The following is a 24,752-nucleotide window of genomic DNA, read 5'->3' as shown; positions in this document are numbered from 1 at the left end:
AACGTAGGCTGCCCTCATGCCAAAGAAGCGCTCGGGCGGGGGACTGTCCCCTGTGCAGCAGGCCGCCAAGTTCCTCGGAGTGAGTGTGCTCGCGGGGGCGGTGATGGCCGGAATCGCGATGCCCGCCGCCGGTGCGCTCGGGCTCGCCGCCAAGGGTTCCGTCAAAGGATTCGACGACATCCCGGCCAACCTGAAGAGCCCGCAGCTGAGCCAGCGCACCACGATCCTGGACAGTGCCGGCGGCCAGATCGCCTCGGTCTACTCGCGCGACCGCACGGTGGTGGATCTCAAGGAGATCTCGCCGTACATGCAGAAGGCGATCGTCGCGATCGAGGATTCGCGGTTCTACCAGCACGGCGCGGTCGACCTGAAGGGCATCCTGCGCGCGGTGAACCAGAACGCGCAGAACGGCGGAGTGGCCCAGGGCGCCTCCACCCTCACGCAGCAGCTCGTGAAGAACTACTTCGTGGAGGAGGCGGGCGACGACCCGACGAAGGTCGCCCAGGCCACCCAGCAGACCCTCGGCCGCAAGATCCGCGAGCTGAAGTACGCGATCCAGATCGAGGAGAAGCTCGGCAAGAAGAAGATCCTCGAGAACTACCTGAACATCACGTTCTTCGGCCAGCAGGCCTACGGCGTCGAGGCCGCCGCCCACCGCTACTTCTCCAAGTCCGCCAAGGACCTGAACGTCCAGGAGTCGGCGCTCCTCGCGGGCATCGTCCAGTCGCCCACCCGGTACGACCCGGTGAACGACGAGGCGGAGGCCAAGAAGCGACGCAACGTGGTGCTTCAGCGCATGGCCGAGGTCCACGACATCTCGCAGGCGGATGCCGACACGGCCAAGGAGAAGCCCCTCGGACTGAACGTGAGCAAGCCGAAGAACGGCTGCATCACGGCGGTCAAGGGCGCGGGCTTCTTCTGCGACTACGTACGCGAGGTCTTCCTGACCGACCCGGTCTTCGGCAAGACCAAGGAGGCCCGGGCGAAGATCTGGAACCGGGGCGGTCTGACGATCCGTACGACGCTCGACCCGCAGGCGCAGGAGTCGGCGCAGACGTCGATCAAGCAGCACGTCAACAAGAGCGACGGCGTGGCCACGGCCGCCACGGTCGTCGAGCCCGGCACCGGCAAGATCCTCGCGATGGGCCAGTCGCGTCCGTACGGCTTCGGCAAGAACGAGACGCAGATCAACCTCTCCGTGGACAAGGACATGGGCGGCGGCGCGGGCTACCAGCCCGGTTCGACGTTCAAGCCGATCGTGGCGGCGGCCGCCGTCGAGGGCGGCATGCCGGCCACGCAGGCGTACCCGTCGCCCTACGAGATGCTGTACCCGAGCCCGATCTCGGCCTGTAACGGCAAGACCTGGCGCAACGACCCGAACCGCCCGGCCAAGCTGACGAACGAGAACGAGTCTGAGCGCGGCCCGTACGGGATGAAGGAAGCGACCGCGAAGTCGGTCAACACCTACTACGTACAGCTGATCAGCGACATCGGCATCTGCCCGGTGACGCAGATGGCCAAGAAGATGGGCGTGAGCCGCGCCGACGGAGCGAAGATCACCCAGGCCCCGTCGATCGCGCTGGGCACGCAGGAGATGTCGCCTCTGACGATGGCGAACGCGTACGCGACCTTCGCCTCCCGCGGCATGCACTGCACGCCGGTCGCCATCGAGTCGATCACCCAGACCGTCGGCGACGAGAAGAAGTCCCTGGAGGTCCCGAAGTCGACGTGCTCACGCGCGATGACGGAGACCACCGCGGACACGATCAACACGCTGCTGAAGGGCGTGGTCGAGGACGGTACGGGTACGGAGGCCGGCCTCGGCAGCCGTCCCAGCGCGGGCAAGACCGGTACGACGGACGGACGCTACGCGGCCTGGTTCGTCGGCTACACGCCGAACATGGCGGCCGCGGTCTGGGTCGGCGACCCGGCGCACAAGCGGCGCATGGTCAACATCACCATCGGCGGCACCACCTGGGCCAAGGTCTACGGCGGCCAGGTCCCGGGCCCGATCTGGCGCGACATGATGTCGGGCGCGCTCCAGGGCAAGCCGGCCCCGGACTTCAACCTGATCAACATCCCGGACAGCAACGCGGACAAGGACAAGGGCGGCGACGAGGGGAACAACGGCGGCAACGGGAACGGGAACGGCAACACCGGAGGCACGACCGTCACGGGTGGCACCGACGGCGGTACGACCGTCCCGCTCCCGTCCTTCTCGATCCCGGATGGCTTCATCCAGGGGAACGGGAACGGCGGAAACGGAAACGGCGGGAACGGGAACGGCGGCAGGAACGGGAACGGCTAGTTCCGCCCAGCTCCGTCCCCTTCTGTCGGTGGTACGCGGTACGACGACGGGGGCGCTGCTCAGCCGCCCGCGAGGAGCTGCTTGACCACCGCGGCGACGCGGCCGCCCTCGGCCTGGCCGGCCACCTTCGGGTTCACGATCTTCATGACCTGGCCCATGGCGCGCGGGCCCTCGGCGCCGGCCGCCTTCGCCTCCTGGACCGCCTGTCCGACGATCTGCTGGAGCTCCTCGTCGGACAGCTGCTGGGGCAGGTACGTGGCGAGCACCTCACCCTCCGCCTTCTCCCGCTCGGCCGACTCGGGGCGACCACCCTGCGCGAACGCGTCGGCGGCCTCGCGCCGCTTCTTCGCCTCGCGAGTGATCACCTTCTGCACTTCGTCGTCGGAGAGCTCGCGCTTGGTCTTGCCCGCGACCTCCTCCTTGGTGATCGCGGCGAGGGTCAGCCGGAGCGTCGAGGAGCGGAGCTCGTCGCGCTCCTTGATTGCGGCGTTGAGGTCTTCCTGCAGCTTCGACTTGAGCGTGGTCATGGGGTGATTGTCGCAGGTGTGGCACGGCTGCCGCCCGTTGATTTCGGGCGGGCCCCCGCGGCCCGCCGTGGGCTGCCGCGGTTGTCCACAGGCGGATACGCGGCGGCGTCGGGGTCTGACACGATGGACGTATGCGCGCGCGATACGGAGTACCCCTGGGAATCGTGGCGGCCGGCGCCGCCGGTCTCCTCTACTCGGCGGGTTTCGAGGCCCGTTCCTTCCGCTTGCGACGGGTCACGGTCCCCGTCCTGCCCCCGGGGATGCGCCCCCTGCGCGTGTTGCAGGTGTCGGACATCCACATGGTCGGCGGCCAGCGCAAGAAGCAGCGCTGGCTGAGGTCGCTGGCCGGACTGCGCCCCGACTTCGTCATCAACACCGGGGACAACCTCTCCGACCCGGAGGGCGTGCCGGAGGTCCTCGACGCACTGGGCCCGCTGATGGAGTTCCCGGGGGCGTACGTCTTCGGTTCGAACGACTACTACGGCCCCAAACTGCGCAACCCCGCCCGCTACTTGCTGGAGAAGACCCAGGGCCGCCACGGGCTGAACGGCAACAAGCCGGCCGTCGACGCCATCCACAACCCGTGGGAGGACCTGCGCGACGGCTTCGACGCGGCGGGCTGGCTGAACCTGACGAACGCGCGCGGGGCCCTGAAGATCGAGGGCGCCGAGATCGAGCTGACCGGCCTGGACGACCCGCACATCAAGCGGGACCGGTACGCGCGCGTGGCGGGCGGCCCGTCGGTCTCGGCGGACTTCTCGATGGGCGTGGTGCACGCTCCGTATCTGCGCACCCTGGACGCCTTCACCGCGGACGGTTACCCGCTGATCCTGGCCGGGCACACCCACGGCGGTCAGCTCTGCCTCCCCTTCTACGGGGCCTTCGTCACCAACTGCGACCTGGACACGGACCGGGTGAAGGGCCTGTCGCGGCACACGGCCGAGGGGCGGGCGTCCTACCTGCACGTGTCGGCGGGCTGCGGCACGAACCGCTACACGCCGGTGCGGTTCGCCTGCCCGCCGGAAGCGTCGCTGCTGACGTTGGTGGAGAGGGAGTAGCCGGTATCCCGGGAGGAGCGGCCGGGCGAGTAACCCACACAGCTTGCCCGTATCGCCCGATTTGCCCGATCCGCTTAGCGTGAGGGCATGATCGCCCGCATACCCAAGGACATACCGGACCTGCCCGCCATTCCGGGGATGCCTGTACTGATGCCGTCCGCCGTCCCCGCGGCGGCGGTGGTGGCGCCCACCCGCCGTCCGCTGACGACCGCGTTCCGCCTGCTGGTCGCCCTGGCGGCGACGGCGGGCGTGACCATCGACCTGATCCTCGGCAGCCCGCTGCGCGTCCTCACCTACTTCACGATCCAGAGCAGCGTGCTGGTGGCCCTGACCTTCACCCTCTCGGCCTGGCGGGCCTGGGCGGCCCGCCGCCCCCTGCCCGCGCTCCTGACCGGCGGCACACTGCTCTACGCCGTGATCACCGGCCTCGTCTACCATCTGCTCCTCGCGCACGAGCCGGCCCCCTTCACGATGACCGGCCAGGCGGGCCCGCTCACGGGCTGGCAGGCGCTCACGAACCAGCTCCTGCACACGGCGGTCCCGGTCGCGGTGGTACTGGACTGGCTGCTCCTGACAGGCTCGGGACGCCTGCGCCTGCGCCAGGCCAGCGCCTGGCTGCTCTACCCCCTCGCGTACCTGGCGCTCACCCTCGCCCGGGGCGAGCTGATCCTGCCGGGCACGCCGGGCCGCTACCTCTACCCGTTCCTGGACGTCGAACAGCACGGCTACAAGAGCGTCCTCGGCAACGCGCTCCTCCTCGGCCTGGCGTTCTACGCCCTGGCGGTCCTCCTCGTCACCCTCGACCGCGTCCGCCCGAACCCGCTCCGCCGCCGCGCCAAAAACGGATTTCGTCTCCAGCCACCAGTGGGCTAAAGTAAACGACGTCGCCGCGACAAGCAGTGACATCGGGGTGTAGCGCAGCTTGGCAGCGCGCTTCGTTCGGGACGAAGAGGTCGTGGGTTCAAATCCCGCCACCCCGACAGTGAAACACCAGGTCAGGCCCGGTGCTGAGAGATCAGCACCGGGCCTGATTTGTTGTGCGGCCCCGTTTTGGGAGCCATTCGGGAGCCGACTGCGGGAAGCGGCTCCCGGTGGCTCCGAGCAAGTGGCGTTCCGCCTTGAAGCACGCTGGGCGCCGCGTACACCTCGGAAGGGCCACCCCACGGCTTGTGGCGAGGAGACCACGGACGGTACGGCGATCGCCATGCACCTATGGTCTCCGTTAAATGACCGGCAACCCGCGCTCCTCACCCGCATCGGGGACGACCCCGTCGCGTCGGGCAGCCCCGAGCTCGCTGATACCGCCCACACGCTCAAGGGGCGCGGCCTTGCCCAAGCAGGGTGGGAAGCGGCGTCTATCTGGAGCACGGCCATCACCCGAACCGGTCGGAGTCGGCTCAGCGCAGGCACCGGTTGACGGGTCCCGAAAAACGGACACGAACGGCCCCTTCACGCAGAAGCAAGCCGCAGCCCCGTCCACGACGAAGCGGCGCCGCAGCGCGCCACGAAGTCCCCACAGCCGTCGCCGCCGGAAGCCGGAGCCGCCTTGATCACGGAGGTACAGCAGGCTGGGCGGTTCGCACATGGCGCAGCAGGCCCGGTCATTGGGACGCCCGGATGTCGCCAACCGCCTCACTGAGGTGCTGCTGAGCGCGGGCGTCTGACGAAGACACGTACGAAGTGGCTGTGCGCTGCACGCTCAGTTCTTCTCGCTCGGGGACGCAGAGGGGGTCGGGGTGGTTGATGACCAGAAATCAGATCGGACGTTGGGGTCCGGGATCGATCCTCCCGCATAATTAGGGCCGACCGTCTCGGCTGTCGGCGGCGACACCGAGGACTTGGTGACACACGGTGTAGCCACCTCGAAGAAGGCTTGGCCGTTGCCGCCGATGAGGAGGCGCACACGGAACTGGTCGGGAGTCTCGAAGTACGTCGCAGGGCTCTTGGTGCTTCGATTCACACCAAGCTGTCGGTACCCCTCGGCTTTCCAATAGCGCTCCACCACCCCGAGGAAACTACCCCTGCGTTCTGGGGAGATGATGGTCATCACTGCGCGACGCCGCGACACATCACAGCTGCCCGCGGTGGTTTCCCCGTGGGTCCAGTGGACGGCGGGCTTGATGGCAGCGAAAGTCCCGTCCAGCATTTTATCGGCATTTTCCGCCGCTTCTTGCATGTTCATCTTCGGCTTCCCTTCAGCCGGCTGCTCCGAAGTTCCGCATCCCGTCAAAAGCAGCATTCCTACCAGGATCGTGACGCTGACGCCTCTCATCGTGGCTGCTCCAAGACGATTCCGTCGGACTTCCCAACCACGATGTTGGCAATATTGTCGGCTGACATCTGGTCCTTTGTGGGGGTGAAATAGTGCGAGTGTGCGTCAAACCCACCGTCGGTCACAGGAGGGCCATCGTCGACCAAGAAGCGTGTGGCTCCGAACGCCTTGTTCGCCGGATCGGTTCCGAACCAGATCTGACTGGGATCCGTCTGCTGGTCCTGAGCCATATAGCCGGCGATGCCACCCACGACGGTACCGGCTGCACCACCAACGACTCCACCTACGGGGCCGCCCATCCCCAATCCCAGTACAAGACCTGCTGATCCGCCACCAGCAGCCCCGGCTCCCATGCCACTGGCCTCATTATGATTAGGGAGCTTAGTGACGATGTCGTTGTCTGCCGCACCGACGAATACATGGTGCTTGCCGACGTTCAAATCGTCGGCGGTCTTTGCATCAGTGCCGGGGCTACCGACGAGGATGATGTCGTCGGCTCCGGGGACCCCGCCCTTCTCCTGAGCTGCCAAGCCTACGGTGAGGGAACCGTATGAGTGCCCAATGGCGGTGATATGCGGATTCTCGTTCTCGTTCGTCGCTGAGATTCCTGCCATAAAGCTGTTGTATGCCGGTGCTCCGGCTTCGGCATTTTCTCTGAACATGACGTCTGTGTTGGCGGCGAGGTCCGTGGGAGAGAGCTGGGGCGCGTCGTAGCCGAGCCAGACGATCGACGCGGTTGAGCTGTGAGGGTCGGCTTCCTTGGCGCCAAGAGCAGTGTCCTGGGCTCGTTTCATCGAGCCGCCGACGAATTCGCCATCCAGTTTCGTCGAGAGCCCAGGGACATAAGCCGAGACGTTATTCGCCGTGTCGGGATTCCCATAGGAAACGATCGCACGACCATTTCCTTCGTCGCCGATACCAAGAAGATACATCGGTGGCACGCTTGCTTCCTGCAGTTTCCCCTGAATTCCCTTCAGCCCTTCCAGTATCGTCTTCGACTTCTCGTCATCCTGCCCCGAGAGTTTGCCGATGAGGAGCTCGACGTTTTCCCGGTTGGCCTCGTCCCGCACGGTTGCCGGGATGCCGTCCAGGTTCCCGATCACGTCCGGGTAGACCGCCAGGTACTCCTCCCGCTGCTCCTGCGTGAGGTGGTCCCACCAGTCCTTGCGAGCGGCGGGGGACTTGTCGAGAGGGATGTCGTCCTTCAGGTATTCCGTCGCAGCATCGCCCACGGCCTTGACGTCGGCGGCAGCGTCGGCCCAGGTTTTCGTGTCGACCTTCAGCCCGGGGCCTGCCTTGAGCTTGCTCAGCGCCTGTCGGTAACGTTCGTCGGTCTCCCGGGCCTCGCGCAGGGCGTGAGCGATGCGGTCAGCGATGTCCTGCGCCTTGGCGTGGTGAGGGTTGGGGTTGATCAGGCCGGGGGTTCCAGGACCAGTGCCGGGCGTGTGCAGCCCCTTGTCGCTCGGTGGGTACAGCCCGTTGTTGCCCGGCGCGAGCATGCCGTTGTGGCCCACTGCCGAACCACCGGGGATCTTCTCCCCGGTCATCTCGTTCTTGCCGCCGGCCGGGTACCCGATGCTCCCGTCCTCGTTCACCGCGTACGACAGGGCGGTGGCATCGTCCAGCGCCTCCTTCAGCCGCCGCTGAGGAGGCCTGAGTTCGGAGGCAAGACCGTTCACCGAGGAGCGGATCAGTCCGCACTCGGCGTGGATGTAGTGATAGTTACGGCTCAGTCGCTGCAGCCGCCGGATGGCCGCCGTCGCCGATTCACTCTCCTGCGTCTTGGACAACTTGCCGGCCATCTCGGCGTCCACTCGTTCGGCCGAGGCATCCGCGTGGTGTGAGACCTTGACCCAGCCGTCGGCCGCGTCATCCAGCCCCGAGAGCGTCAGGTCCCGCAACTGCTGCCAGGTCAACGCCGAGGTCACTAGCCCTTGCCCCCGTCCGAGACGTGCACAGCGCGCGCCTTGGCGGCAACGGCACTGTCGTACTCGCCCATGTCCTTGGCGACGGCGCGCAGCTTGGGCTCCAGTGACTCGCACTCGTCCCGTACCGCCTCCAGCCGCTTCTCCCAGGAGGTGAGTACCGTCTTTAACGCACCCAGGCTCGCCAGGCCTTCAGCCCCCGCCGACACGCCCGTATGGCCGGACTGCAGGCTCTTCTTCGTGGACTCGGTGCTGATCCTCAGGTCGTCCGCTGTGCCTGCCGCGTGGGTCCACGGCCCGTTCGAGTGCCGCAGGGTGCCCGAGCCGCCATTCAATCCGGGCTTCGACCCACCCGTGGGAGTGCTGCCGCCCTGATCAGCCGGCAACTGGTTGAGCTGCATCTGGGTGGAGCGGCGCTCGGCCGCCGCGGCCTTGATCTGTTCCCACTCGTCCCACGCCATCCGCAATCCTTCCCCGTTGTACGGCTCAACGGCGCTGTCTGAGCCTGCTGTTGCGGACGTTATCCCGTGGTCGCAACGCACTGTATCCGTGCGATCCACCAGAGTGACTGAGTATGCCTACTCATGCCCATGGGCCTGACCCGCTGCCACAGTGGCAACAACGGGGTGAAACTGCGACACAGCCCGGTCGGGCGCGGGCGGACAGCCGAACCACCGTCACGCATCGGACATTCACAGATCGACATCTGCGCACGGCGACGGCCTGTTCTCGCCAAGCTGCGCCCTGCAGCAGGCGGGACATGGCAGCAGTGGAGTGGCCCGACGCACGGCGGAGTCGGCTTTCAGCCAGCCCCACGCCATGGGGGCAACAGGATTCCGCGAAGACACGAGATCACAGCTATCTTGCGGAGTTGCTTCTGTTACAGACGGGGATGTCATTGGCACTGTCAGTGAGTACCCCGAGGTGCTGACGGAGAAGTTGTCCGGACGGGGAGGACGTGATGGCGGTCGACAGCACGGGAGATCCGCAGGCAACCGGCGCTGGCCTGGGGGCTGCTGTGGGAGGGATCGCGGCTTCGGGTATCGGGCCCTTCGCGGGTGTCGGTGCCGCCGCGGCGCAGGTTCTGCGTGTCGAGGGCGAGACGCTGACCGCCTTCAAGAAGAGGGTGGATGACCTCTTGACTCAGCTGGAGGAGTCGAAGGCCGCGCCGCGCAGGATCGCGGACGGCGCTCTGCCCACGGGACGTCTGGGCAACTTCGACGAGGCCGACGCGCTGCACGCCGCCTACACCCGAGTGCACTCCCAACTGGAGCAGCTGTCCCAGATGCTGGCGTTGCAGATCGAGGGACTGGTCGTCACGGTCGACGCCTCGAAGGCCGGCTATCACGATCTCGACGACGACGTTCGCGACCGCCTGAGCCGGATCCGGGTCGAGGCCGACGAACTGCTCGCCGACAGGCCGGGGCCGGGAGCGGAGAACCGCACCAGTCGGGGGGTGGGAAGACCGAGCGGTGACCAACAGGGTTCCCAACCGCCGGACGCGGAGGCCGGAGGTCTGTGATGTCCGTGTCAGCAAGGAACGGCAGCACCACGACCGTGGTGGGGAAGGCGGGACGGCTCCATGTCTGATCTGGGCAGCTCGGCGTGGCGGACGGTCCGGCAGTCCCGGTTTCTGACCCAGGATCCCGAACAGCTGTGGTCCATGGTGGAGGGGGCGGACGGTGCGACGGCCACGGAGCTCGGCGTACTGCTGACCCAGGCCGCGAAGACGATCGGGGAAATCGGCACCGATCTGCGGACCCACAGCATGGCGGTCGAGTGGGAGGGTGAAGGCGGCGAGGCGTTCCGGAAGTGGATCCACCAGGCCGCGTTGGCCACCCTGGGACTGGGCGATTACAGCGCGAGCGCGGGCAAATGGCTGGGCCACGCGGGGGATACGCTTCACGAGGTCAGGCCCCAGCTGGAGATTCTGCGGAATCAGAGTGCCACCGCGCGATCGGTGCTCGACGCGCACGCGGCGAAGGCAACGGACATCGGCGACCACGACGGCAGTCCCTCGGATGCCGCGGTGGAGAAGGCCAAGACGTCGTTCGCCGATGACAGCGCTGAAGCGGCCGGGCTGATGATCAAACTGGCCCAGTCGTACACCGCCTCGACGGAACAGATCGACGCGCTGAAGGCGCCCGAGTTTCCGGAGTTGCCAAAGCGGTTCGTGCCGATCGAACGTGACGGTGGAACCCACATCACCGCGCCCACCGCCGATGGCGGTACCCAAGGGACGGTGGCGCGAGCGGACGCTCTGGGGCGGGAGACGGACGCCGACTCCGGTGTGGGCGGCATGAGTTCAGCACCGAGGGCGTCCGCGCCGCACCACCTGACGGACCTGGCCGTCGGGCCAGATGCGCCGCCGCGCCCTCACACAGACACGACGAACACGGCGATCGACAGCGTAAGAACCGTTCCGTCCGCTCCAGCAGCTCCTTCCGCCCCACCGGCGCCGCCCCCGGAACCAAGCAGCCCGGACGGCAGGACACAGCCGACGACCGGGTTGCTTCCGCCTGCGTTCGGGGGCAGAGCAGTGACTCCGCAGGTTCCTCGGGCAGGCGGGGGGCACTCCGTGTATGGAGGCCGGAGTGCCCTGCCCACGCCGTCCGGCTCAGGTACACCCGGAGGATCGCACGTACCCGGGCGCGGACCCACCGGCCCCTTCGGCCCCGGCATGTCCGGTGGTCAGCCGGTCCCAGGTCGTGAGTCGGCCGTTCCCGGCGCGGCCAGAAACGCCAACGGAGTCACTGGCGGCCGCCCGGTCTCGCCACCGAGCGGACGATCCGCTGGTGCGATTCCACGCGGCACTGTTATCGGCGGCACCCCGCAGCAGCAGCCTCCCATCGGTCGTGGCACCGCACCGGGAGGATCCGGCCTTGGCGCCACGACGCCCCGCGCTAACGGCCGCACGGCGAACCCTGAAAGCGCGTCGAAGAGCGCCCCCCTGCCTGCGCAGTCCGATGGGATCGTCGGTGGGCAACCCAGGACATCCCGACAGCGCGGACGGGCGGGGTTCACCTCAGGGGGCGCCGGACTTGTACGGGGAACGGGCACAGACGACGTACTGCCGCAGAGCGGCGGAACAGCCCGCGGCGCCTCCGCGGTCACCCGTGCCCCATACGGTGGTGACCGCTCCGCCCATGACGAACGGTCGCGCTCCCGCACGAATCAGAGGGCCGAGGACGAGGAAGGCCGACCGACCACGCCACGTCCACCCAGCGGGCCCGACCGACACGCAGGACAAGAAGGATGACCATGCCCACCCACAGCAAGCAGGCCCTACGGTACGGCCGGGTCGTGGCGGCCGTCGCCGGCGTCCTGTTGGCGGGCGCCGCCGTGACGCCCGCACACGCTGACACCGTCCGCGGCCAGCAGTGGCACCTGGACGCCATGCAGGCCGAGCAGATGTGGAAGACCAGCACGGGCAAGGGCATCACGGTCGCCGTCATCGACACCGGCATCCAGGACAACATCCCCGACCTGCGCGGCCGGGTCGTGGCGGGCAAGGACTTCTCCAATCACCCCGGGGACGAACACTCGGACTACGACGGCCACGGCACCAGCATGGCCGTCCTCATCGCTGGCACCGGAGCCAAAGGCCGAGCGACGGGTTCCTACGGCCTGGCCCCAGGAGCGAAGATCCTCCCGATCCGTATCCCGGACTTCATCGAACAGAGCCGCAGCGACGGCAACCCGGACGACTACCCCACCTACATGGCCAAGGCCATCCGGTACGCGGCCGATTCGGACGCCCAGGTCATCAATATCTCGCTGGCGAGCACCGCCCATTCACCGGAGCTGACCGAGTCCGTCGCCTACGCTCTGTCCAAGGGCAAGCTGATCTTCGCGGGTGTGGGCAACACCGGCGGCGGCCTCAACAAAGTTGAGTACCCGGCGGCCACTCCCGGTGTCGTCGGCGTCGGGGCGATCGACAGAGGCGTCAAGGCGACGAAGGAGTCCCAGCACGGCCCCCAAGTCGACCTGGTCGCACCGGGAGAGGAAATGGTCGCCGCCTGTCTCGGCAGCACGGAACTGTGCAAGACCCACGGCACCAGCGACGCCACCGCCATCGCCTCTGCATCAGCCGCCCTGATCTGGTCCAAGCACCTCGACTGGACGAACAACCAGGTTCTGCGGGTCATGGTCAACACCGCGAGCAAATCCAAGAGCGGCAAGGAACGCACGGACTATCTCGGCTACGGCGCGGTACGCCCCCGCATCGCATTGACGGATCCCGGCGACCCAGGTCCCGTCGACGGGTACCCACTGCCTGACTTCGAGTACGCCGCGTCCAGGACGCCAGAGGTGTCAGCCTCCGCTTCATCGAAGCAAGAGGGCGCGGCACCAGCCGCGTCGACGAACTCCGGCAGCGGAGACAGTTCACCCCCGTGGATTCTCTTGGGTGTTGGCAGTGGCGTACTCATCAGCGGAGCGGCGTTCGCGGGGTGGTGTGTCCGCAAGCGTCGCCGTGCTCAGGCGACATCACATGTATATCCAGGGCGCGGGTCGTCCTGAGTGTCGGCCTCACGCTGAGCGGCGCCGCGCGCCCTCGCGCAGCGACGCGGCAGCGCGGTCACGGTCAGCGTCGCGGCGTACAGCCTCTCCCTGTCGGACGGCTCCCCCGTGAGCATCGCCGCGCTGTGCGAGCACTTCACCGAGGGCGAGATCCTCAGGGCTGCCGAGGTCTTACGGAGCCGTGACGTGCCGGGCGTGGCGCTGGGGTGGTGGGGGGCCGGGGCCTAGCGTGCGGCGTATGCGTGTACTGGTCACCGGCGGAGCCGGATTCATCGGGTCCCATGTCGTCGAGGCGCTCGGGGCGCGCGGGCACGAGCCCGTCGTGTTCGACGTGCGCGAGGACGCGGGCGCGGACGTCCGGGACCGGGACGCGGTCGCCCGCGCCCTGGCCGGCGTGGACGCCGTGTGCCATCAGGCAGCCATGGTCGGACTCGGCAACGGATTCACCGACGCGGCGGAGTACGTCTCCCGCAACGACCTCGGTACCGCGGTGCTGCTCACCGGCATGGCGGAGGCGGGCGTACGGCGGCTCGTGCTCGCCGGGTCGATGGTGGTCTATGGGGAGGGGCGGTACCTGTGCGAGTGGCACGGAGTGGTCCGGCCCGGACCGCGGACCGTCGCCGACCTGACGGCCGGGCGCTTCGAGCCCGTCTGCCCGGCCTGCGGTGAGGCGCTGTCTCCCGGACTGGTGGGCGAGGACGCGCCGGTGGACCCGCGGAACGTGTACGCCACGACCAAGCTCGCCCAGGAACACCTGGCGGCGGCGTGGGCCCGGTCGACGGACGGAACGGCCGTGTCGCTGCGGTACCACAACGTGTACGGGCCCCGGATGCCCCGCGACACCCCGTACGCGGGCGTCGCCTCCTTCTTCCGCTCGGCGCTCGCCCGGGGAGAGGCACCGCACGTGTTCGAGGACGGCGCGCAGCGGCGGGACTTCGTGCACGTACGGGATGTGGCGGCGGCGAACGTGGCCGCGCTGGAAGCGAGTTCACCCGTCGGCGCGCTCACGGTCTACAACACCGGCAGCGGCGAGCCGCACACGGTCGGCGCGATGGCCCGGGCGTTGGCCGCCGCGTACGGCGGGCCCGAGCCCGTCGTCACCGGGGAGTACCGGCTGGGCGACGTACGCCACATCACGGCCGACTCCTCCCGGCTGCGGGCCGAGCTGGGGTGGAAGGCGGAGACCGGGTTCGAGGACGGGATGCGGGAGTTCGCGCGGGCGCGGTTGCGCGACGAGTGACCAGGTGACCATCGCGGGGTCGGGGGCCGCCGCCTGCGCCGGTCCCGCTGTCGTCGTTCCGTACAGCCGTCGTTCCGTACAGCCGTCGTTCCGTACGGCCGTCGTTCCGTACGGCCGTTGCTCCATACGGCCGTTGCTCCATACGGCCGTTGCTCCGCGCTGCCCCCTTCCCTGCCGCCCCTCCCGACGTCCCAGTTCTGTAAGGAGTCGAAGTCCGATATGAACCTTTCGTGTTCGTAGGGTGAAAGCCGTGACGACCTCTCCCAGCGATCCTCCCGATCCCTTCGATCCGCTCGATCCCGTCGATCCCCTGGCTTCGACGAAACCCGAAGTCGACGTGGTCCTTCCGTGCCTCGACGAGGCCGACGCCCTCCCCTGGGTGCTGGCCCGCATTCCGCCCGGCTGGCGTGCCCTCGTCGTGGACAACGGCTCCACGGACGGCTCGGCCGAGATCGCCCGCCGTCTCGGCGCGACCGTCGTCCCCGAGACGCGCCGCGGGTTCGGTGCGGCCTGCCACGCCGGGCTGACCGCCGCCACCGCCGACATCGTGTGCTTCTGCGACTGCGACGGCTCACTCGACCCCTCCCTGCTCGTCCCCTTCGTCCGCGAGGTGCGCGACGGCGCGGCCGACCTGGTACTCGGCCGGCGTCGCCCGCACGGCCGGGGCGCCTGGCCCGCGCACGCTCGGGCCGGCAATCTCGCGCTCGCCCGGATGCTGCGCCGTCGCACCGGGCTGCGTCTGCACGACCTCGGCCCCCTGCGCGCGGCCCGCCGCGAGCCGCTGCTCGCCCTCGGCCTCACGGACCGGCGCAGCGGTTATCCCCTCCAGATGGTGGTCCGCGCCGCCGACGCCGGCTGGCGCATCGCCGAACACGACGTCCCCTACCTCCCGCGCACCGGCGTCTCGAAGGTGACGGGCACCTGGCGCGGCACCTGGCAGGCGGTACGCGACATGAGCCGCGTCCTGGCCGAACCGGCGCAGGACGGCCCCCCGGAGAGCGGTTCCCTCTCCTCTTCCCAAGGAGGAAGCTCCCAGTGACCACTCTGCTCGTCATCGCCAAGGAACCCCGGCCGGGGCGGGTGAAAACGCGGCTCACGCCTCCGTTCACGCCCCGGCAGGCCGCGGAGCTCGCCGAGGCCGCTCTCGTGGACACGCTGCGCACCGTCGCGGCGACGCCCGCGCGGCGGCGCGTGCTGGTCCTCGACGGGACCCCGGGCCCCTGGCTGCCGCCGGGTTTCGAGGTCGTGCCGCAGTGCGCGGGCGGCCTCGACGAACGGCTCGCCGCGGCGTTCGCCGGGTGCGCCGGTCCCGCTCTGCTCGTCGGCATGGACACGCCCCAGGTGACACCGGAGCTGCTCACGGTGGACTTCCGCGGCTGCGACGCGTACTTCGGACCGGCTGAGGACGGCGGCTTCTGGGCGCTCGGCCTCGCCGATCCCGACCCCGGTCTTCTGCGGGGCGTACCGATGTCGACGCCCGCGACGGGCGCCGTACAGCGTGAGCGGCTGGTCGCCGCGGGGCTGCGGGTGCGCGATCTGCCGCGGCTGCGCGACGTGGACACGGCCCCCGACGCCGAGTCGGTCGCCGCGTCGGCGCCCCACAGCCGCTTCGCCGCGGAGCTGGACCGGCTCAGGGCGGCCACCGGCCGATGAGCACCGCACGCGAAATGGCGCCCGAGTGGGCGACCGAGGCGGCCGAACCGACCAGCGGCAGCCACACCCGCAGCGGCAGCGGCAGCGGCAGCGGCAGCGGCAGCATGACCGAGACCGAGAACGTCGGTTCGAACCGGCGGTTGCGCGGTCTGCTCGACGGTGCGTCGCCCTCCTGGTGTGCCGACCCCTACGCCGACGCCCTGCGCGCGGGTCGCGGCCCCCTCTTTCTGCGCCGCGCCGACGGCTGGCTGCTCCCGCTGGAGGTGGAGCGCTGGTGCGCGGAGGCGGACGCGGCGGACCTGGACGTGGTGGAGCGGTGCGAGGGGGCCGTACTCGACGTCGGGTGCGGGCCCGGCCGACTGGTCGCCGCCCTGAGCGCGCGGGGCCTGCGCGCCCTCGGCATCGACGTCAGCGAGGCCGCCGTCGCCCACACGCGCGGCATCGGCGGCCGGGCGCTGCGCCGTTCCGTCTTCGCGCCGGTGCCCGGCGCGGGCCGCTGGGGCACCGCCCTCCTCATCGACGGCAACCTCGGCATCGGCGGCGACCCGGACGCCCTCCTCCACCGGATCGCCCATCTCCTCGCTCCGGGCGGCCTGTTGATCGCCGAGACCGTCCCGTACGACATCGACGAACGCGTGCACGTCCACGTCACCGATGCCCGGGCCACCCCAGGCGACCCGTTCCCCTGGGCCCGCCTCGGCACCCCGGCCCTGCTCCAGTACGCCGCGCGCTCGGGCTGGCACGCCACCGATCAGTGGTCCACCGGCGGCCGTTCCTTCGTCGCCCTGCGCAGCCGCAGCACCAACAGGAGCGCCGAGCCGCCGAACAGTACGGCCGTGATCAGCAGCCAGCGGGCCCGGAAGCCGTCGCCCGGCAGGCCGGCGGCGGACTCGTAACGCGCCGACACCTGCCCGCTGATCAGCGGGAACCACACGAGCAGGAGCAGGCCGGAGAGCGCGGCGGGTACGCGTACGTACCCGACCAGCTCCCGGTGACGGCCCGCCGCCCCCACGAGGAGACGGTCCAGCAGCGCGTACAACGGGAGCAGCACCAGGTCGTGCACCAGGGCCGCTCCCACGAACCACATCGCCACCCCGAACCAGTCCCCCGCGAACAGCCGCACCCCCGCATACCCCGCGAGGGCGAACGAGCAGGCGAGCAGCAGCAGTTGCAGCGGGCTGCCGATGACGGGCCCGCGCATCACAGGGCTCAGAAGCTTCCGAAGGCCGGCCAACACAGGACTCAGCTGTCTCCGAAGGCCGTCCATCACAGGGCTCAGCAGCTTCCGAAAGCCGCCCATCACAGGTCTCCGAAGGTCATCCGGGCCACCCACTTGGTGTTGAGCACGCCGGGGGCGGCGGGCACGATGATCCGCGCCGGGTGGCCGTGGTCGGGGGTCAGGGCCTCGCCGTTGACGTACAGCGCGAGCAGGGAGCGCGGGTCGGCCACCTGGTTGGCGCGCAGGGCGGCCCGGCGGAACGCGCCGTGCCGCTGGAGGGACTCCACCAGCACGTCGGGCGGTTCGTCGTGTCCGACGAGCGCCGCGAGATCCCGCAGCCGTACGCCCCGCCACCGCTGGTCCGAGGTGGACCATCCCTCCACGCAGGCGATGGGCAGCGCCGAGCTGCGCGACGGAAGCCGCTCCAGTTCGGCGCGGCTCAGCCGGACCGTGCCGGTGCGCCCGACGAGGACCAGTCGCCAGGCGTCCGCGCTCGTCTCACGGTCGTCGATCCCGGCGTACGCGGCCGTCTTGTTGATCTGGAAGCCGCCGGGGCCCGGGCCCGGCTCGGGGCCGCCGTGCGGTGCGAGCACGGCGGTCTGCCGCAGCGGCCCGTCGAAGCTGTGCCCGGCCGTCGTCCCGAACAGGAGCAGTGAGCCGCCGCCGACCAGTCCGAGGGCGCCGCGCCGGGACACCGTGGGCTCGGCGCGGGGCGGGGAACCGGGCTCGTACTCCTCTTCCTCGGTGCGCGGTCGGCGCAGATTGCGCAGAGCCGCGGGCGTCTTCAGCACGGCGTGCGCGACGAACGCGGCGAAGAACACCCACGCGCCGTAGAAGTGCAGCGGATAGAACGAGCCGGGGAAGACGTAGTCGAGCTGGACGTTGAGCACGCCCGTCACGAACTCGAAGAGCGCGCCGCCCACCAGCAGGAGCAGCGAGAGGCGCTCCAGCGCGTGGGCGAGCGAACGGGCCGGCGGCAGCTCGAACAGCTTGGGCACCACCGACCACAGCTTGGCGAGCAGGACGGGGATCAAGGTGAGCCCGAGCGTGACGTGGAGGCCCTGCGTGAGGCGGTACAGCCACGGTGGATCGGTCGGCCAGGCGAAGAGGTAGAAGCCGAGGAGACCCTTGTCCGGAGTCTGGTCGTTCACCGGTGCCAGGTCCGGGTTGTACGCGGCGTACGACAGCAGCCCGGTCACGAACAGCACGGTGATACCGCCGAGCAGCACGACACCGAGCACGGAGGTGAACCAGGGGCCGCGCACAGGACTGCGCCAGAAGCCGGGTGAGGAGGGGAGCCATGGGGCACGTGAGGAGGGGAGCCGTGGGGCGCGCATGTCCCGAAGGTAGGCCGGGACCACCCCACGAAAGGGTCCGCAACCCATGACGAAACGCTGACGTCCGCACCGCGTGCGGCCTCGTGCGCCACCTTCCGGCCTAGCGTTCCCCAGGTGATCCGCGATCTTCTCCGGGACCTGGCTGCCGCCCTCGTCGCCGCACTGCTCGTCGTGACGGCCGTGCTGGTCGGCACCGTCATCCAGCGCGAGGACGGCACGCTGTATGTGGGCTGGCCGCCGCTGTACGCCGTTGCGGAGCCGCATGTCGGCGCCGGCACCCCGGCCGCGCTCGCCGTCGCGGTCGCCGTCGTGGCGTACGGTCCCGCCCTCGCCGCCCGGCTGCCCTGGCGGGCGCTGCTCGCCGCCGCGTGGGCCACGGCCACGGCGTGGACGTTCTCGCTCGCGCTCGTCGACGGCTGGCAGCGCGGCATCGCCGGGCGGCTGACCACCCAGTACGAGTACCTCCGGGTCATCGACCGCTTCCACGACATCCCCGGCACGCTGCGGGACTTCACCCACCACATCCTGATCGACTCCCCCGGCCACTGGCCCGCGCATGTCGCGGGTCATCCCCCGGCGGCGCCCCTCACCTTCGTCCTGCTCGACCGGATCGGCCTGGGCGGCGGGGGCTGGGCCGGGGTCTGGTGCATCACCGTCGGTGCCACGGCCTGCGTGGCCGTGCTGGTGACGGTGCGGGTGCTGGCGGGGGAGGTCCTGGCACGGCGGGCTGCGCCGTTCCTGGTACTGGCGCCGGCCGCGGTGTGGATGGGGACCTCGGCCGACGGGTACTTCGCGGCGGTGGCCGCCTGGGCCGTGGCGCTGCTGGCGCTCGCGGTGACGGGCGGGACGGGACGGACGGGTGGAGCGGGACGGACGGGTGGGGCAGGACAGACGGGTGGAGCGGGACGGACGGGGCACCGGGTGTGGGCCGCCGCGTTCGGCTCGGGGCTGTTGTTCGGCCTTACCTGCTATCTCTCGTACGGGCTCACGCTGTTCGCGGTGATCGCGGCGGGCGTGCTGGTGCTCGGGCGGGAGCGGGTCCGGGTGCTTCCCCTTCTGTTCGCCGGACTCGCCGTCGTCCCGCTCGTGTTCACGCTCGCCGGTTTCCACTGGTGGGAGGCGTACCGCCTGTTGGTCGAGCGCTACTACCAAGGAGCCGGCGGCCTCCGGCCCTACGGCTACTGGGTGTGGGCCAATCCGGCGTGCACCGTGCTCGTCGTGGGCCTCGCGACCGTGGCGGGCCTGCGCCGGGCCGGCGTCGCGCTGGTCCGGCAGCGCGGCCAGGTCCTTCGCAGCCGGGATGCGCCCGGCCCCGCCGCCGAACCGCGCCTCGCCCTGCTCGTGTACGCCGCCCTCCTCGCGCTGCTCGCCGCCGATCTCTCCGGGATGAGCAAGGCGGAGACGGAACGCATCTGGCTGCCGTTCGCGATGTGGCTGCTCGCCGCCGGCGCGTTCCTCCCCCGACCGCGCGCCTGGCTCGCCGCACAGGCCACGCTCGCCCTGCTCCTCAACCACCTGCTGCTGACCGGCTGGTGAGGGCACCCGTCCGACCGGCTGATGAGGGCGCCCGTCCGACCGGCTGATGAGGGCGCCCGTCGGGCTCGGGATCCGGGTGGGCCATAGTGGGTCCCGGATGAGCAGTCGGGCTTCCCGCGGCGTACTGAAGGGCGGGGGGCGCCGTCCCGCGAAGCGCCCTGCCCTGCCGGACCACCGGAGGTACCTCAGTCGTGACCCTCACCAAGGCAGCGCCGGACAGGGCCGAGCGCCCCGACGCCGGCGGTTCCCAGGGATGGCACTTCAACTCCTCGCTCGGTCTGACCATGCTGCTGGTGCTGGTGGTCGCGGTGCAGGGCCCGATTCGGCGGGCGTTGTCCACTCCGGTGATGCAGAGCTGGACGACCGTGTTCGTCGCGGTGGTCGTGCAGGCGCTGCCCTTCCTCGTGCTCGGCGTGTTGTTGTCGGCGGTCATCGCGGTGTTCGTACCCCCGTCGTTCTTCGCCCGTGCGCTGCCGAAGCGTCCCGCCCTCGCGGTGCCCGTCGCCGGGATGGCCGGGGCGGTGCTGCCCGGCTGCGAGTGCGCCTCCGTGCCGGTGGCCGGGGCGCTGGTGCGCCGGGGCGTCACTCCCGCGGCGGCGCTGGCGTTCCTGCTGTCCGCCCCGGCGATCAACCCGATCGTGCTGACCGCCACCGCCGTGGCCTTTCCCCGCAACCCCGAGATGGTGTTCGCCCGGTTCGGGGCGAGCCTGCTCGTGGCGTGCGCGATGGGGTGGCTGTGGCAGCGGCTGGGGCGTACCGACTGGATGCGGGCCCCTGCCCACCCGTCGTTCGAAGGCGCCGGCAAGGGAGCCGCGTTCTGGGGGTCCGTACGGCACGACGTGATGCACGCCGGCGGGTTCCTCGTCATCGGGGCGATGGCCGCGGCCACCCTCAAGGCCGTGGTGCCGGCCGCCTGGCTGCACATGGCCGCCACCAACCCCGTGGTGTCGGTCCTCGCGCTGGCGATCCTCGCGGTGCTGTTGTCGATCTGCTCCGAGGCGGACGCGTTCGTGGTCTCGTCCCTCACCCAGTTCTCGCTCACCGCCCGGCTCGCGTTCCTCGTCGTCGGGCCGATGATCGACCTGAAGCTGTTCGCCATGCAGGCCGGCACGTTCGGGCGCGGGTTCGCGCTGCGGTTCGCCCCGGCCACCTTCGCCATGGCCGTCCTCGTGTCGGTCCTCGTCGGGGCGGTGCTGCTGTGAACCGGCAGGCGCAAGCGGTCGTGCTGTTCCTCGTCGGCGGGGCGGTGCTGCGGGCCGGCTCCACCGATCTCTATCTGCGCTACGTCAAGGCCGGACTGCGCCCGCTGCTGCTGGTGGCCGGTGCCGTACTGATCGTCGCCGCCGTCGCCACCGTCTGGTACGAGCTTCGACGGCCGCGGGGCGGACAACACGACGACCATGAGGACAGTCACGACCACGACCACGATCGCGATCGCGGGCACGATCACGGGCACGGGCATGCGCACCGCGAGTCGTGGATCTCCTGGCTTCTCGTGCTGCCCCTGTTCGCCCTCATCCTGGTCGCGCCGCCCGCCCTCGGCTCCTACAGCGCCGTACGCACGGGTACGGCTCTCCAGGCGCCCTGGGGCTTTCCCGCCCTGCCGGCCGGCGACCCCATCAAGCTCAGCGTCGACGACTACGCGGGCCGTGCGGCCTTCGACCACGGACGTTCCCTGAAGGGCCGGAAGGTCACCATCACCGGCTTCATCGCCCTCGACCGCGGTGGCGCGCCGTATCTCACCCGCATGATCCTCAGCTGCTGCGCCGCCGACGCCCAGCCCATCAAGGTCGGGCTGACCGGGCGGACCCCGCCCGTCCTCCAGCCCGACACCTGGCTCGAGATCACCGGCACCTACAGCAGCAGGCGGACCAAGGACCCGGTCAACAACGGCGTCATTCCGTTCATCGACGTCAGTCGGGCCACGCCGGTCCCGGCTCCGCGCGACCAGTACGAAAGCCCGGAGTAGCCGCAGCTGACGGGCGGGGCGGACTCGCCGCGCCCCGTGTCTCACCGTCCCGTGTCTCACCGTCCCGTCGCCGGCCGCCCCGTCGCCCGGCCGTCCCGTCGCCGGCCGTCCCGTCGCCGGCCGTCCCGGTGCGGCAGCCAGGTCAGTACGAGCATCAGGTCGAGGCGTTCCGCCATCGCCGCGGCCAGCAGGGCCGTATGGCCGACCGAGCAGCTCACCAGGCAGGACCGAGCAGGACCCAGCAGGGCCGAGCAGCTGCCCGACCACGCTCGCGGGGGCCGCCGACAGCCCGGTCGGCGGCCCCGTGGAGGGTCCCGCGCACCCGCCCGTCGGCCTGCCCCCGGGCCACCCCCCGGGCCACCCCCGGCCTACCCCCGGCCCGCCCCCGGCCCGCCCCCGCCTGCAAGGTCTCAAGCCGAGACCGACCCCGGGGAGGGACCGTATGCTGGCAGGCATGAGGCGGACCTCCTTCGCGAACTGGCCCTGCTCCATCGCTCGCACCATGGATCTGCTCGGGGACTGGTGGACACCGCTCGTGCTGCGCGAGGCGTTCTACGGCGTGCGCCGCTTCGACGCGTTCCAGCAGTCGCTGGGGATCGCCCGCAACACCCTGACCGACCGGCTGCGGCGGCTCGTGGACGAGGGGCTGATGGAGAAGCAGCCGTACCAGAACGAGCCCGTACGTCATGACTACGTCCTCACCGACAAGGGCCGGGACTTCTACGGTGTGCTCATGGCCATGAACGCCTGGGGCGACCGCTGGCTGGCCGGGGAACAGGGCGCGCCGGTCGTCTTCCACCACGAACGGTGCGGGCGGCAGGGGCACGCGGAAGTGGTCTGCTCCGAGTGCGGCGAGCCGATGACCGCCACCGACACCCGGCCGCGGCTCGGCCCCGGCTACCCGCCCCGCCTCGCCGAACGCCCCGACGTGCGGGAGCGGTTCGCGGACTGAACGCCGAGTCCCGGGACCGGCGAAGAAATCCGCGTGTCGTGCCCCGGTGGAACCAGCTCCCTCGGTAGGGCAGTCTTTCCCCTCGTGGTGAGCCTTCCGAATCAGAGCGGGTCGAGTGACGCCGCCGCGCACATGGTGGTGTGCGGGGACGACGCCCTCGCCCTCCGGCTCGCCACCGAGCTGCGAGGGGTGTACGGGGAACAGGTGACCCTGGTCGTACCGCCCGCCGAACGGGTCGCGCGGCAGCCCGTGGTGGGCAGGGCCCGGACCTCCACCCTGCTCGACCGGGTGTCCGCCGCCGTCACCCGGGCGGCCGGCAACGGAAACGGCGCCGGAAGCACCACGGGAAACAGCGGCGGGAACGGCAACAGCGGCAGCGGTGACGGCGCTGGAGGGCGCGGCGGATCCACCGGCGGTGGCCGGACCACCGAACCCCCCGGCACCGAGCGGCTGTTGGAGGCCGTCGAGGCCAACGAGGCCGTGCTCGCCGAGGCGGGTGTGGAGCGGGCGGCCGCGCTGGCGCTCGTGTACGACGACGACGAGACCAACATCCGGGCCGCGCTCACCGCCCGCCGGCTCAACCCACACCTGCGGCTCGTCCTGCGGCTCTACAACCGGCGGCTGGGCCAGCACATCGAGGAACTCCTCGATCAGGCCGCCACGTTGGCCGCGGCCGGAGCCGACGGGCCGGCCGCACAGTTCGACGCGTCCACGACCGTCCTGTCCGACGCCGACACCGCCGCACCCGCGCTGGCCGCGACCGCGGTCACCGGCACCAGCAAGGTCGTACAGACCGACGGACTGATGCTGCGGGCGGTGGAGCGGCCGCCGCCGGAACCGGGGCAGGTCGCCGATCCCGGTCTGTGCACGCTGGCGCTGCTGTCCGCGACGGCCAGCGACCCGGCCGGGGCCGACGGCTCCGAGAGCAGCGGCGAGCAGGGGCCACGGCTGCTGCCCGACGAGGAAGCGATCGCGGCGGCCACCGGGCGCGGCACGGTCGTCCTGGAGAACGTGTCGTACTCCGGGTCCTCGCTGCCCGCCGGGCGCAACGCCTTGCCGTTCGCCTCACTGCTGTCGCGGCGGCTGCGGTGGTCGTTCGCCGGGCTCGTCGGCTGTGTGGTCGGGCTCGCGGTCGCGCAGATGGCGGTCACCCGCGAACACCCCCTGCACGCGACCTACTTGACGCTGCTCGACCTGTTCGCCATCAACGACCCCGCCGTCGGACAGTCCACCGGCCGGCAGATCCTGCAACTCCTGTCCGGGCTGGTCGGGTTGCTGCTGCTGCCCGTGCTGCTGGCGGCCGTGCTGGAAGCGCTCGGCACCTTCCGCAGCGGGTCCGCGCTGCGGAAGCCGCCGCGGGGGCTGTCCGGGCACGTGGTGCTGCTCGGGGTCGGCAAGATCGGTACGCGCGTGCTGACCCGGCTGCGGGAGCTGCGCATCCCCGTGGTGTGCGTCGAGGGCGACCCCGAGGCACGCGGGCTCGCCACGGCCCGGCGGCTGCGCGTGCCGGTGGTGCTCGGGGACGTGACGCAGGAAGGGGTCCTGGAGGCCGCCAAGATCCACCGGGCGCATGCGCTGCTCGCGCTGACCAGCGCGGACACGACCAACCTGGAGGCCGCCCTGTACGCGCGGTCGGTGCGGCCCGATCTGCGGGTCGTCCTGCGTCTGTACGACGACGACTTCGCGACCGCCGTGTACCGCACCCTGCGCGCGGCGCACCCCCATGCGCTCACCCGGAGCCGCAGCGTGTCGCACCTGGCCGCACCCGCTTTCGCCGGGGCCATGATGGGGCGGCAGATTCTGGGAGCCATCCCGGTCGAACGGCGGGTGCTGCTGTTCGCGGCCGTGGACGTGGGCGGGCATCCGCGGCTGGAGGGACGCACGGTCGGCGAGGCGTTCCACGCGGGGGCGTGGCGCGTACTGGCGCTGGACACGGCGGCACGCGGTGGCCGGGGCCAGGCCCACTCCCCGGCCCCCTCCCCCTCCCCGTCCGCGTCCGCGTCCGCGGACTCTCCCTACCGTCGCTCCGGGTTGGTCTGGGACCTGCCCGCCACCTACGTGCTGCGCGCCGAGGACCGAGTGGTGCTGGCCGCCACCCGCCGCGGCCTCGCGGAGCTCCTCGGCCGGCGGCCCCAGGCGCGGACCGACGTGTAGCCGGCCCTGACACCTGCTCCGACCTGCGAAGACAACGGAGGAAGGCCGTCAGGGCCGGCAAGTTATCCACAGGCTGGGGAC

At 70.5% G+C, this 24,752-nt stretch carries 21 protein-coding genes and 1 tRNA gene; 15 read left to right on the top strand and 7 right to left on the bottom strand.

The annotated features are described in order from the left end of the window. Positions 1–16 precede the first annotated feature (16 nt). Entirely contained in the window at positions 17–2,308 is a 2,292-nt protein-coding gene (locus tag GTY58_RS23985) for a transglycosylase domain-containing protein (protein WP_010986007.1), read from the top strand. Positions 2,309–2,367: 59 nt separating this feature from the next. Here the strand turns inward: GTY58_RS23985 and GTY58_RS23980 are convergent, their stop codons facing one another. Continuing rightward, positions 2,368–2,835 (bottom strand): GatB/YqeY domain-containing protein, encoded by a 468-nt coding sequence (locus GTY58_RS23980; protein WP_010986006.1) that lies wholly within the window; start codon positions 2,833–2,835, stop codon positions 2,368–2,370. Between the two features lie 131 nt (positions 2,836–2,966). Between GTY58_RS23980 and GTY58_RS23975 the strand changes: the two genes are divergently transcribed. The 3 genes from GTY58_RS23975 to GTY58_RS23965 all read left to right on the top strand — a co-directional run bounded on the left by GTY58_RS23975 (position 2,967) and on the right by GTY58_RS23965 (position 4,873). Continuing rightward, positions 2,967–3,893, top strand: a complete 927-nt coding sequence (locus GTY58_RS23975; RefSeq protein ID WP_010986005.1) for a metallophosphoesterase — start codon at positions 2,967–2,969, stop codon at positions 3,891–3,893. 87 nt (positions 3,894–3,980) lie between these two features. Then, on the top strand, positions 3,981–4,766 hold the full coding sequence (locus GTY58_RS23970; RefSeq protein ID WP_010986004.1) for a Pr6Pr family membrane protein: 786 nt from the start codon (positions 3,981–3,983) through the stop codon (positions 4,764–4,766). Between the two features lie 33 nt (positions 4,767–4,799). Beyond that, positions 4,800–4,873, top strand: a tRNA-Pro gene (locus GTY58_RS23965). Positions 4,874–5,592: 719 nt separating this feature from the next. On the opposite strand, the gene GTY58_RS23960 is transcribed toward GTY58_RS23965, so the two are convergent. From GTY58_RS23960 to GTY58_RS23950, 3 genes are all read right to left on the bottom strand, one after another. After that, on the bottom strand, positions 5,593–6,075 hold the full coding sequence (locus GTY58_RS23960) for a hypothetical protein (RefSeq protein WP_078234375.1): 483 nt from the start codon (positions 6,073–6,075) through the stop codon (positions 5,593–5,595). A gap of 86 nt (positions 6,076–6,161) precedes the next feature. Next, on the bottom strand, positions 6,162–8,081 hold the full coding sequence (locus GTY58_RS23955) for an alpha/beta hydrolase (protein WP_202497491.1): 1,920 nt from the start codon (positions 8,079–8,081) through the stop codon (positions 6,162–6,164). An 11-nt stretch (positions 8,082–8,092) separates the two neighbouring features. Continuing rightward, complete coding sequence (locus GTY58_RS23950) at positions 8,093–8,551, bottom strand: hypothetical protein (protein WP_010986002.1); 459 nt, start codon at positions 8,549–8,551, stop codon at positions 8,093–8,095. Positions 8,552–9,051: 500 nt separating this feature from the next. Here GTY58_RS23950 and GTY58_RS23945 point away from each other — a divergent pair, with 500 nt between their 5' ends. After that, on the top strand, positions 9,052–9,612 hold the full coding sequence (locus GTY58_RS23945) for a hypothetical protein (RefSeq protein ID WP_048894227.1): 561 nt from the start codon (positions 9,052–9,054) through the stop codon (positions 9,610–9,612). Positions 9,613–10,028: 416 nt separating this feature from the next. Here the strand turns inward: GTY58_RS23945 and GTY58_RS23940 are convergent, their stop codons facing one another. Beyond that, positions 10,029–10,307, bottom strand: a complete 279-nt coding sequence (locus GTY58_RS23940) for a hypothetical protein (protein ID WP_137865199.1) — start codon at positions 10,305–10,307, stop codon at positions 10,029–10,031. Positions 10,308–11,351: 1,044 nt separating this feature from the next. On the opposite strand from GTY58_RS23940, the gene mycP reads away from it, so the two are divergent. The 5 genes from mycP (at position 11,352) to GTY58_RS23915 (ending at position 16,400) form a co-directional block, all read left to right on the top strand. Beyond that, the gene (gene mycP, locus GTY58_RS23935) at positions 11,352–12,611 is read left to right on the top strand and encodes a type VII secretion-associated serine protease mycosin (protein WP_042494497.1); all 1,260 of its coding nucleotides are present in this window, start codon (positions 11,352–11,354) and stop codon (positions 12,609–12,611) included. 238 nt (positions 12,612–12,849) lie between these two features. After that, positions 12,850–13,851 carry an NAD-dependent epimerase/dehydratase family protein gene (locus GTY58_RS23930; RefSeq protein WP_010985998.1) on the top strand — a complete coding sequence of 334 codons (1,002 nt, stop codon included), beginning with the start codon at positions 12,850–12,852 and terminating at the stop codon, positions 13,849–13,851. A 310-nt stretch (positions 13,852–14,161) separates the two neighbouring features. After that, the gene (locus tag GTY58_RS23925) at positions 14,162–14,890 is read left to right on the top strand and encodes a glycosyltransferase family 2 protein (protein ID WP_037649221.1); all 729 of its coding nucleotides are present in this window, start codon (positions 14,162–14,164) and stop codon (positions 14,888–14,890) included. Next, on the top strand, positions 14,887–15,504 hold the full coding sequence (locus tag GTY58_RS23920; protein WP_010985996.1) for a DUF2064 domain-containing protein: 618 nt from the start codon (positions 14,887–14,889) through the stop codon (positions 15,502–15,504). The genes GTY58_RS23925 and GTY58_RS23920 overlap by 4 nt, the downstream gene beginning before the upstream one ends. A 104-nt stretch (positions 15,505–15,608) precedes the next feature. Beyond that, positions 15,609–16,400: a class I SAM-dependent methyltransferase gene (locus GTY58_RS23915; protein WP_237529498.1), complete on the top strand. Its 792-nt coding sequence runs from the start codon at positions 15,609–15,611 to the stop codon at positions 16,398–16,400. 403 nt (positions 16,401–16,803) lie between these two features. Here GTY58_RS23915 and GTY58_RS23910 read toward each other — a convergent pair whose 3' ends face one another. Further along, on the bottom strand, positions 16,804–18,060 hold the full coding sequence (locus GTY58_RS23910) for a molybdopterin-dependent oxidoreductase (RefSeq protein ID WP_037649216.1): 1,257 nt from the start codon (positions 18,058–18,060) through the stop codon (positions 16,804–16,806). Positions 18,061–18,174: 114 nt separating this feature from the next. On the opposite strand from GTY58_RS23910, the gene GTY58_RS23905 reads away from it, so the two are divergent. From GTY58_RS23905 to GTY58_RS23895, 3 genes are all read left to right on the top strand, one after another. Beyond that, positions 18,175–19,596: a hypothetical protein gene (locus GTY58_RS23905; RefSeq protein ID WP_010985993.1), complete on the top strand. Its 1,422-nt coding sequence runs from the start codon at positions 18,175–18,177 to the stop codon at positions 19,594–19,596. A gap of 191 nt (positions 19,597–19,787) precedes the next feature. Beyond that, positions 19,788–20,798: a permease gene (locus GTY58_RS23900; protein WP_010985992.1), complete on the top strand. Its 1,011-nt coding sequence runs from the start codon at positions 19,788–19,790 to the stop codon at positions 20,796–20,798. Next, the gene (locus GTY58_RS23895; protein WP_010985991.1) at positions 20,795–21,565 is read left to right on the top strand and encodes a TIGR03943 family protein; all 771 of its coding nucleotides are present in this window, start codon (positions 20,795–20,797) and stop codon (positions 21,563–21,565) included. The genes GTY58_RS23900 and GTY58_RS23895 overlap by 4 nt, the downstream gene beginning before the upstream one ends. Before the next feature lie 56 nt (positions 21,566–21,621). Here the strand turns inward: GTY58_RS23895 and GTY58_RS23890 are convergent, their stop codons facing one another. Continuing rightward, the gene (locus tag GTY58_RS23890) at positions 21,622–21,783 is read right to left on the bottom strand and encodes a hypothetical protein (RefSeq protein ID WP_154696733.1); all 162 of its coding nucleotides are present in this window, start codon (positions 21,781–21,783) and stop codon (positions 21,622–21,624) included. Positions 21,784–22,019: 236 nt separating this feature from the next. Between GTY58_RS23890 and GTY58_RS23885 the strand changes: the two genes are divergently transcribed. Next, on the top strand, positions 22,020–22,517 hold the full coding sequence (locus GTY58_RS23885; protein ID WP_037649212.1) for a helix-turn-helix domain-containing protein: 498 nt from the start codon (positions 22,020–22,022) through the stop codon (positions 22,515–22,517). 132 nt (positions 22,518–22,649) lie between these two features. After that, complete coding sequence (locus GTY58_RS23880) at positions 22,650–24,671, top strand: NAD-binding protein (RefSeq protein ID WP_010985989.1); 2,022 nt, start codon at positions 22,650–22,652, stop codon at positions 24,669–24,671. Positions 24,672–24,752: the final 81 nt, after the last annotated feature.

This window comes from Streptomyces sp. SID5469, from assembly GCF_009862865.1.
GTDB classification, from domain to species: Bacteria; Actinomycetota; Actinomycetes; order Streptomycetales; family Streptomycetaceae; genus Streptomyces; species Streptomyces avermitilis.
This window is presented reverse-complemented; position numbering and strand designations above follow the sequence as displayed.